Consider the following 9,410-nt stretch of genomic DNA (forward strand, 5'->3'; position numbering starts at 1 on the left):
CGCCCCGTACGTCGAAAAGCTGCGGCACAACGCGGCCATCAGCGCGGCGCTGACCGGCATCACCGCCTCGGTGGTGGGCGTCATCGCCAACCTGGCGCTCTACTTCGCCGAGCACACCCTGTTCGGGCGCACCTTCACCTGGACGTGGGGCCCCTTCAACCTCCCGCTCCCCGACCTGGGCACGCTCAGCCCCGTCGCCGCGGCGATCACCGTGGCCGCGCTCGTGATGACGTTCGTCCTGAAATGGCCGATGCTGCGCATCATCGGCATCTGCGCCCTGCTCGGCATCGGCACGATCCTGCTGCCGTAAGGCCGGCCCCCCGCTGCTGGGAAACGTCGCGGGAGTGCGAGAGGGTAGATCGGCCGCGCCCGCCCCAACGGCCACAGGCAGGTGAGGGCGGCAGGGCATGGAGGGTGGCAGGGCATGAGCACCGACGAAGCCGCCATGCCCGCCCGCACGGCGCGTTCGCTCCCGCTGGCCTTCGCCGCCGGCGCCGTGGTGGGCGCGCTCGGCGGCATGATCGGCCTGGGCGGCGCCGAGTTCCGGCTGCCGCTGCTGATCAGCTTGTTCGGCTTCGCCGCCCTGGCCGCGGTCATCGTGAACAAGGCGATGAGCCTGATCGTCGTGCTTACAGCGCTTCCGGCCAGGATGGCCGCCGTCCCGCTCACCGAACTCGGCGCGCACTGGACGATCGCGGTCAATCTGCTGGCCGGAAGCCTGATCGGCGCCTGGGCGGGCGCTTCCTGGGCGGTGCGGATGCGCACCGCCACGCTGTACAAGGTGCTGGCGGCCCTGATGGTGGGCATGGCCGCGGCGCTGGTGTTCACCCACACCGCCGCCCTGGGCACCCTGACCCTGCCCGGCCCGGTACAGGCGGTCGCCGGGGTCGCGGCCGGATTCGGCATCGGCGTGGTGGCCGCCATCATGGGCGTGGCCGGCGGCGAGCTGCTGATCCCCACGATCGTGCTGCTGTACACCGTCGACATCAAGACCGCCGGCAGCCTGTCCCTGCTGGTGTCCCTGCCCACGATGCTGGTCGCCTTCGCCCGCTACAGCCGCGACGGCAGCTTCGCCGTGCTGCGCGCCAACCTGCGCTTCATCGCGGTCATGGTCGCGGGCTCGGTCAGCGGCGCGTTGCTGGGCGGCCTGCTGCTCGGCGTCATCTCCGACCTGCTTCTCACCCCCCTCCTGGCCGCCGTCTTGCTGATTTCGGCGGTCAAGCTGGCCCGCCACGCTCCTCCGGGCGCGTGACCACCGGCGCGCCCCGGGGCCCGGATTTTCGTGGCGGTGCCACTGACATCGGTGGCAATGCCCACTGACGCCGTCGTGGCACTTGGCAGTACCTGCCCTTGATGTAAAGGTTGTGATCGATTGCCGTGGTCGGGCCGGAGTAGAAGCCGAGCAGTGCGACGTTGGTCAGGTTGGCCGTGTTGAAGACGCGGGTGCGGGTGTTGTGGCCGAAGTTCTGCTCGTCGGTCTCGTCGTTGAGAAAGAAGTAGGGGTGGTCCTCGGTCACCAGCCCTGGTGGGTGTAGCCGCGGCCGCTGTAGGTGGTACGAGAGAGCTGAACCGGCGCCGACTTGGTGGTCACGTCGAAGATCGTCAGGCTGTCCTCGGGCGCATGGTGGCTCCCATGACAAGGGCAGGTCAGCGGGGAGCGTCGCGCCGGCCGAGTCGTCCCTAGCGGCTACGGCCGGCGCGGCGCGGTCAGCGGAGAGTCGTCTCCTGGGTCTGCGGGTTGAGGTGGTGTTGCGGGCGTCCGAGCGTGCGTACGTCGAGCAGTTTCCAGAGCAGCAGGCCGCGGGTGATGTCGGATTCGTAGATCAGGCCGTTGTACCAGTACGTCGACCAGTCGCCGCCGAGTTGCGTGGGCACGAGCGGAGCCGGGTCGGCGTAGGCGATTTCCTTGGCCCTGGCCGGGTCGGTGAAGTCCAGGACGCTGATCCCGGACTGGTAGTTGCCGCTGACCAGGACGTACCGGTGGCTCAGCGGGATCACGTTGTAGTTGTGCAGCGTGCAGTTCTCCTCCACAGTCTGAGGTCGTGGCAGCACCCACTGACCGAGCTTGGCGCCGGTCGCCGCGTCGTAGAAGAACAGCGACTTGTGCGTGTCCGTCTGCACGACCCCGCCGGGCAGTGCGGTACCCGTCGCCGTGCACCGCGGACCTGCTCCGCCACCCGGCTCCCAGCCGAGGATGATCACCTTTCCATCCCAGGTGAAGGAGGCCGAATGCCACCGCCCGGAGCCCTGGGTAAGGTCGCCGACACCCGGCTCTCTGATCGTGTAGAGGAAGACAGGGTCCTCCAGGCTGCCACCGGCCCAGGCGTTCCGGCCGATGTCGAACACGTTGGTCCCGTCGGCGCTGGCGCAGGCGGCCAGGTTGGCAGAGCCCTGGATCACGCCCATGTCGTGGCAGCCGGGCGCGACCCCGGTCGTGAACGGACCCTCGAGCGGCTCCGTACGCAGCAGCCGGGCGACGGCCGGGTCGGCGATCGGCACCTCGATGACGTCGACGAAGTCGCAACCGCTGGAGACGTTGCTGTAGACGATCAGACGACGATTGCGCAGGTCAGGGGCGATCGTGGCGGTGTGCGAGCCGCATTCTGTCTCCACTGAGCCGACGAGCGCCGGATCCGTGTCATTGCTGAGGTCGAAGACATGTACGCCTTCGAAGCCCTCGGCCACCGGCTGACCGTCACATGTCGCTCCGGCGGGCGCAGGCGAGTTCCACGAGCGGACCAGGATCCTGTCCCAGACGACGATGTCGCCCTGGTCGCCGCGACACTCCTGGAAGACGACCTCTTTGGGCCGGGCCGGGTTGCTGATGTCGAGGGTACGGAAGCCGTTGTAGTGCCCCTGGTAGGCGCGGTTCCGCCAGAAGGCGAGGTCAGAGTTGGCGGTGAACGGGGTGATCGTGTTCGCCTCGGGGGAGAAGCCGATGGCGTGCATGTTCTTGCTGGTGGTGAACGTACTCGCGGCCTCGATGTGATCGGCCACGGCGGCCTGCGGCAGTAAGAGTGTCAGGCCTGCGGTGACGGCGAGAAGCAGCGGTAATCGGGACGGAATTCGCATGGCACGCTCCTGCGGGAGTCAACGCCTGGGGTGCGCCCTTCGTGGGTGAAACCTGCAAAGTGTCCGACGCTGTGTAGGAGATGTCAATAAAGGACAACCTCGAAAACGGCGAGTTCTCGATGCCGAGGGCCGCCACACTTCCGGTGATCACTTTGGGCGTTGAAAAGTACACAAATCTGGCCACATGCGGAAGTGGCTCTTCCTCCTACACGCTGTAGGACGTACCGTCCGATCAGCGCGCGCATGTTACTCGTGTCCCCTGCAGACGAGACGAAGAGGTCCAGCATGCGCTGGCATCCGAAGCAAAGGATCCCGAGATCGCCGGCCAGGACCATCAGCACGGTGGCACCGACGGGCATCTACCAGGTACGAAGAAGAATGTGCAGCTCGTGGCCAAGCTCGACGTGAGCGGCGCCACGGGTGAGAACCGCCCCGGTCACATCGCGGATGTCGCCGTCTTCGGAAACCACGCCTATCTGGCGGCCCGCAGGCTGAACACGGACCCCTGCGGCACAGGCGGCTTCTACACGGTGGACGTGTCCAAGCCCAACACGCCCAAGGAAGTGTCCTTCACCGCCTTCCCAGCCGGGTCCTTCCCGGGAGAGGGCATGCAGGTCATCAAGGTGAAGACGGCGGCCTTCAAGGGCGACATCCTGGTCACCAACAACGAGATCTGCTCGGCTGCTCCCGAGGCCGTCGGCGGCATGTCGATCTACGACGTCACCGACCCGAAGAACATCGTCCCGCTGGCCATCGGTAAGGGCGACTTCAACGACGGCACCCAGACGGTGGCCAACGACGAGCACAGCGTCTTCGCCTGGCAGGCAGGCAGTCGCGTGTTCGCCATGATGTCCGACGACCTGGAGCAGTCGGTCGGTGACGTTGACATCATGGAGATCACCGACCCGCGCAACCCGGTGCTCATCGCGGAGACCAGCATCGCCGACTGGCCCAACTCCGAAGTGGGCGCGAACGGCCAGACCGTCTTCAACCACGACTTCCAGATCAAGAAGATCCGCGGCCACTGGCTCGGCCTGATCTCCTACTGGGACGCCGGCTGGGTGATCCTCAACCTGGACGACCCCGCCAACCCCACCTACGTCGCGGACTCCCGCTATCCCGACCCGGAGAAGTTGCTGGGCTTCAGCCCGCCAGAAGGCAACGGCCACCAGGCGGAATGGACCACCGACAACCGCTTCATCATTGGCACCGACGAGGACTTCTCCCCAGTGCGGACGGCCTTCCAGGTCACTGACGGGCCGAATACCGGGACGTACGGCGCGGGAGAGTTCGGCTGGACGGTCCCGATCAGCACGCTCCCCGGGCAGACCTTCCAGGCGACAAGAACCGTATGGGGCGGCAGCGGATGTGAGGAGGACGCCGACGGCAACGGCGTCAGCGACCGGGCCGAGGTGCCTACCAAGGCCGCCACCGGCGCGGACGCCGTGGTGTTCATCCGCGGCGTCTGCTTCTTCTCCAAGAAGGTCGAGTCCGGGCAACTCGCCGGCTACGACAAGGTGATCGTCATGCAGAGTCACGTGGCGACCAGCAACGGCCGCTTCGCGGACGGGTTCTTCTGCGGCGGCCAGGGGCACGAGTTCACGATCACCGCCTCGGCGATCTGCGTCGGGCACCGGGTCGGGCACCTGCTCTTCGGCGACCCCCCTGAGTACATGACCCCGGGCGCGGAGGACATGCCCGCGCTCGGCACGCTCGGCGCCGGTGTCGGGGCGACGACGACGTTCGACGGCTGGGGCACCGTACATCTGCTCGATGCCAGGACGCTCAGGGAGATCGACAACTATGCGATCAAGGAGGGTATCGATCCGGCCTTCACCACCGGTTTCGGTGACCTGAGCGTGCACGAGGTCGCCGCCGACCCGGAGCGCAGCGATCTGGCCTACCTGTCCTACTACGCCGGCGGCATCCGGGTGATCAAGGTGGGGCCGTGGGGCATCAAGGAGGTCGGCAGGTACATCGACGCCAACGGCAACAACTTCTGGGGCGTCGAAGCCGCGAAGATCAAGAACAAGATGTACATCTTCGGCAGCGACAGGGACAGCGGGCTCTGGATCTTCCGCTACACCGGAGGATGAGCGCATGGGCCACGGCGGGATCCGCCGTGGCCCCCTGTGGTGTCGCTGCTCGATAGGCAGGTAGCCACGCGGTCTACTATGCATCATAGTGTCAAGGCGTCAAGCCGACCCTCGCAGCCGCAGGGCCGGCTTGCTGTTCGTCCTCCTCGCCGATGCGGCCCTCGTGCCAAGGCAATATCTCGCCGAGGGGAAGGGAAGCGGGCGCGGTCGCGAAGCCGAGATTGTCGGGCCGGCAGCCTCGTCCACAGGCGGCCGCGTGGAGGGCGGCAGAGACGGGGGGCCTGACCCCGTGCGCGCCTTGTGCGGCGGGCCCACAGCACTGCCGCACCTCGGTCTTCAGCGCCACCTCGCTTGACTGCCAAGAAATCCTTCGCCTTCAGGGAATACCCCGCTGGGGTATGGCGCTTCGATGCGCGTCAGGGTGTGCCGGACTGTGGATCGCGGCCCGCACGCCGTCCCTTCCAGGTCAATGGGAGCCTGCGATGAGGAAGATGCCACTAGCGATCTGGGCGATGGTGCTCGGCGCGTTCGCGATGGGCGCCGACGAGTTCATCGTCGCCGGAGTCGTACGAGAGATAGCCGACGCCCTCGAGGTCTCCATTGGCGCCGTGGGTCATCTCGAGAGTGTCTACGCTCTCGGCGTGGCCATCGGCGCCCCCGTGTTCACCGCGCTCGGCACCCGATTCGGTCGACGGCCGATGCTGCTGCTGACCACCGGCGTCTTCTTGCTGGGCAACCTGATTTCGGCACTCGGCCCTGGCTACGAGGTCATCATGACGGGCCGGATCGTCTCCGCGATGGCTCACGGGGCGTTCCTGGGCATTGCGGCCGTGTTCGCTGCCGAGCTCGTCGACCGGGCACGCAAGGGCCGCGCCGTGGCGGTCGTGTTCTCAGGTCTGACCGCCTCCACGATTCTCGGCGCACCGATCGGTGCGGCGGTCGGCCAGGCCTTCGGCTGGCGGTTCACCTTCTGGACCCTGGTGATCTTCGGTGGGCTGGCGCTGCTCGGGCTGCTCGCAGCCCTGCCCCGCGTGGCGGCACCGCGGACCGTTCAGCACGAACACCATGACCACCAAGAGCACCACCATGCGCCGGCGGGGGCTGAGTTCGAAGGGCTGGACGCCCACGCCCTGGCTCATCTGGGCGGTGGCGGCCAAGGGCCGTCCATGCGTGAGCAGATGGCCGCGCTGAAGCGACCGGCCGTCTGGGGGGCACTACTGACCACGATGCTCGGGTACGGCGGTGTCTTCACCAGCTACGTCTACATCGCGCCTCAGCTCACCGAGATCACTGGGTTCAGCCCTGCCTGGGTCACGCCCCTGCTGCTGCTCTTCGGAGTCGGCCTGTTCGCCGGCAACACCCTTGGCGGACGTCTCGCCGACAAGGAGATCATGCCCGCGGTGCTCGGTACGCTCGGTGCGCTGGCGATCGCGTTGTTCGCCATGAACGTCGCGATCGAGAGCAAGGTGGCGACCGTGGCCATGATGCTGCTGTTCGGCACCGCGGCGTTCGCGGTGGTGGCACCGCTGCAGTTGCGGGTGATGGCAGCGGCCGGGCACGCACCCGATGTGGCGTCAGCGGCCAACATCTCCGCCTTCACCCTCGGCAGCGCCATCGGCATCTATCTCGGCGGCGCGGCCATCGACGGCGGGCTAGGCCTGTCCTCGGTCAACTGGGTGGGTGGGCTGCTGACCAGTGCTGGGTTGGTCGCAGCCCTGATCACCTGGGCGGCAATCGACCGTCGGCAGCCGGTTCCGGCGCATCACCACGATCCTGAGCCAGTGGCACATCGTCACTGACCGCCGAGGGGAGATCTTCCCGCGCCGATCTTCGAGTCCTTCGACGCCATCGCCCATCTCCCTCACACCAGCACCACCGAATACGTCACCGACCCATCCTGAGGAGCCGGGTGAAGAGCCTGACTTGGGCAGAAAGGCCGGTGGTGCCGGGCCTGGTCGGTCCTGAGCGCACTTTCGGTCCCGGTCCCGCATGATGCGTCCTGAGTCCGCGCGGAAATGCCTGGGAAACTCCACCTACTATCGGGAGTAGGTAAAGAATTGTGCCGCAATCGCCTATGGCATAAGGGGTTGCGTTGCCTGCTCCAGGACTCCACTTGCATCTTTCTATGCCGTTCGCTTACCTTCAATGACTCAAGGCGTTACGCCTGGCGGCACAGCAGGTTGCGTGACGTCTCTCACATTGCCGAGCCCGTGTCTCACCAGCACGTATGTGGTGTGACGCGGCCGCCTAATTCGCGATCTCGCGGAGCCGGGGACCCAATATTCCTGGGGTGAATCGGCGCGTCTCCCACAGGCGCCCGTAGGGCACTTCCACGCCCGAACCCGTCAGCTAACCCGGTAGGCGGTATGGAAGCAAGCAAGGAGCAATCCCAGTAATGGCCAAGACCAGCTTTATCCGTGCCCTGGCGTCCGCTCGCCTTTCCCGGTTCGCCCTTGGGGCGAGTGTGGCAGCCGGTGCCGTTCTCGCCGCTAGCCCGGCTTTCGCCGCAGACCATGAGTCCCAGAAGTCGGCGAGTCCGGCATCCGCGCAGGCGTTGCTGAGGATCGCCGAGTCGCAGATCGGCGTGACGGAGAACGCCGCTGGTGGTGGGACACCGTTCCACAGCTGGTACATGTCCTCCCAGCGGGCACAGGAGACCATCGCCCGTGACGGCGGCAGTGTGCAGGCCTACGCCAACGCTCCGTGGTGCGCGATGTTCGTCTCCTGGGTCGGTGAGAAGGCCGGTGCGCGGCCTACAGTTGGCTGGGACGCCTACACCGTGACCTACGCCAAGTGGTTCCAGGCCAACAGCAAGTGGGGCACGCTCGCCAAGCCCGGCGCCGTGGTCTTCTACGACTGGAACGGCAAGAGCACCACGGGCATCGACCACATGGGTCTGGTGAAGCAGGACAACGGCAACGGCACGATCACCACGATCGAAGGCAACACCGGCAACGGCAAGGTGGAGCAGCGTATCCGGCCCAAGTCCCAGGTCGTGGGCTACGGCTACCCCGAGTACAAGGTCTGATCTCAAGCTCCTTGCCAGTGCGATGGTCAAGGAAAACACGGGTGGTGCAGGAGGAGCTCCTGCACCACCCGTGTTGTTCTGTAACGACGTCGTCTGCTGTCACGGCGGGCAGCGGCCAGCGGTACTGCCTGTGGAGTGCATGACCCGGGTGGAGGCGCTGCCTGACAGTAGTGCCCGCAGCCCTCGGTGACCGGGGGATCCGAGGACGATCTCCTCGGCCACGTCCACGATGGCGTCAGCGACGACCTCCTCGGGTACGGAGGCGCGGCTCGGCCTTCAGCCCGAGAGCCCGGGCGTGTTCGGCGCCTTCGGCGGCCAGTCGCTCGGAGGCGTCCAAGGTCCTGGTGTCGAGGTCGCGCAGATCTTCCAGAGCAGGGTGCCCTTCCAGGTGGGCGGCGAGGTTTTCCAACGGCTGCCGGGCGTAGAGCACGACGGCGGCGGAGCCGGGGAACAGGCGTGTGGTCTCTTCGATGGCTGCCGGGCGTCGGGTGAGCCGTCGTAGGCGATGAGGATGGACATGGGATTCTCCTTTGCTCAGCCGTGGGAGGCGGTCAGCTCGTCGGCTGGGGCGGTGGTGCGGGTGCGCAGGGTCGCTGCGGCGATCAGGGCGCCTGTGAGGGCGATGCCGGCGGTGCCGATGAAGGCGGCGGAGAAGCCGTTGGTCAGTGCGGGCAGGTCGCCGGTCCGGCTGGAGCCGTTGGCGGCGGCTAGGGCGGTCATGGCGGCCAGGCCGAGTGCGGAGCCTACTTGGTAGCTGGTGTTGACGATGCCTGAGGCGAGGCCGCCTTCCTCGGGGCGGGCGGAGGAGATGGCGGTGCCGAGGGAGGGGATGAAGGCCAGTGACATGCCGAGGGCGGCGAGGAGGCTGGCGGGCAGGACGTCGGTGGCGAAGTCGCCGTTGGGGCTGATCTGGGATAGCCAGGCCATTGCGGCGGTGAGCAGGAGCAGGCCGGTGATCGTGGTCGGTTTGGGGCCGAGGCGGTTGATGGCCTGGGGTGCCAGGGTGATCATGCCGATCATGATGAGGACGGTCATCGGGAGCAGCGCGGCGCCGCTGGGGAAGGCGCTGTAGCCGAGGACCTGCTGCAGGTAGAGGTTGAGGAAGAACCACATGGGGATCCACGCGCCGCCGAGCAGGAGTTGGGTCAGGTTGGCGGCGGCGAGGTTGGGGGTGTGGAAGATGGACAGGCGCATCAGTGGTTCGCGGTGGCGGG

9 protein-coding genes and 1 riboswitch are annotated in these 9,410 nt (G+C 67.0%); of the genes, 6 read left to right on the top strand and 3 right to left on the bottom strand.

The features are described 5' to 3' along the window. Together C4V41_RS60225 and C4V41_RS60230 are read left to right on the top strand one after the other, a co-directional pair. Positions 1–310 (top strand): chromate transporter (locus tag C4V41_RS60225; protein ID WP_146104297.1); only part of this gene is annotated, 310 nt, incomplete at its 5' end. A gap of 114 nt (positions 311–424) precedes the next feature. Further along, a complete protein-coding gene (locus tag C4V41_RS60230) occupies positions 425–1,252 on the top strand; it encodes a sulfite exporter TauE/SafE family protein (protein WP_103964983.1) in 828 nt (275 codons plus the stop codon). Here the strand turns inward: C4V41_RS60230 and C4V41_RS61570 are convergent. Both C4V41_RS61570 and C4V41_RS60235 read right to left on the bottom strand, forming a co-directional pair. After that, complete coding sequence (locus tag C4V41_RS61570) at positions 1,218–1,517, bottom strand: hypothetical protein (protein ID WP_146104298.1); 300 nt, start codon at positions 1,515–1,517, stop codon at positions 1,218–1,220. The genes C4V41_RS60230 and C4V41_RS61570 overlap by 35 nt on opposite strands. A 190-nt stretch (positions 1,518–1,707) precedes the next feature. Next, positions 1,708–3,072 (bottom strand): LVIVD repeat-containing protein, encoded by a 1,365-nt coding sequence (locus C4V41_RS60235; protein ID WP_103964984.1) that lies wholly within the window; start codon positions 3,070–3,072, stop codon positions 1,708–1,710. A gap of 380 nt (positions 3,073–3,452) precedes the next feature. Here C4V41_RS60235 and C4V41_RS60240 point away from each other — a divergent pair, with 380 nt between their 5' ends. The 4 genes from C4V41_RS60240 (at position 3,453) to C4V41_RS60255 (ending at position 8,698) form a co-directional block, all read left to right on the top strand. After that, on the top strand, positions 3,453–5,168 hold the full coding sequence (locus C4V41_RS60240; RefSeq protein WP_103964985.1) for an LVIVD repeat-containing protein: 1,716 nt from the start codon (positions 3,453–3,455) through the stop codon (positions 5,166–5,168). A 482-nt stretch (positions 5,169–5,650) separates the two neighbouring features. Beyond that, on the top strand, positions 5,651–6,967 hold the full coding sequence (locus C4V41_RS60245; RefSeq protein ID WP_200825055.1) for an MFS transporter: 1,317 nt from the start codon (positions 5,651–5,653) through the stop codon (positions 6,965–6,967). Between the two features lie 435 nt (positions 6,968–7,402). Further along, positions 7,403–7,547: riboswitch (cyclic di-AMP (ydaO/yuaA leader) on the top strand. Positions 7,548–7,722: 175 nt separating this feature from the next. Beyond that, complete coding sequence (locus C4V41_RS60250; protein WP_235031105.1) at positions 7,723–8,196, top strand: CHAP domain-containing protein; 474 nt, start codon at positions 7,723–7,725, stop codon at positions 8,194–8,196. A 229-nt stretch (positions 8,197–8,425) separates the two neighbouring features. Continuing rightward, on the top strand, positions 8,426–8,698 hold the full coding sequence (locus C4V41_RS60255) for a hypothetical protein (RefSeq protein WP_103964987.1): 273 nt from the start codon (positions 8,426–8,428) through the stop codon (positions 8,696–8,698). A 32-nt stretch (positions 8,699–8,730) separates the two neighbouring features. On the opposite strand, the gene C4V41_RS60260 is transcribed toward C4V41_RS60255, so the two are convergent. Continuing rightward, a partial coding sequence (locus C4V41_RS60260) for an MFS transporter (RefSeq protein ID WP_146104299.1) occupies positions 8,731–9,410 on the bottom strand: 680 nt, incomplete at its 5' end.

Source organism: Nonomuraea solani (assembly GCF_900108335.1).
GTDB lineage: Bacteria > Actinomycetota > Actinomycetes > Streptosporangiales > Streptosporangiaceae > Nonomuraea > Nonomuraea solani.

Bases quoted from the DNA above. Each gene is read 5' to 3' on its own strand.
- C4V41_RS60230 (WP_103964983.1), top strand. From the start codon at position 425: ATGAGCACCGACGAAGCCGCCATGCCCGCCCGCACGGCGCGTTCGCTC.
- C4V41_RS60235 (WP_103964984.1), bottom strand. From the start codon at position 3,072: ATGCGAATTCCGTCCCGATTACCGCTGCTTCTCGCCGTCACCGCAGGC.
- C4V41_RS60245 (WP_200825055.1), top strand. From the start codon at position 5,651: ATGAGGAAGATGCCACTAGCGATCTGGGCGATGGTGCTCGGCGCGTTC.
- C4V41_RS60255 (WP_103964987.1), top strand. From the start codon at position 8,426: ATGGCGTCAGCGACGACCTCCTCGGGTACGGAGGCGCGGCTCGGCCTT.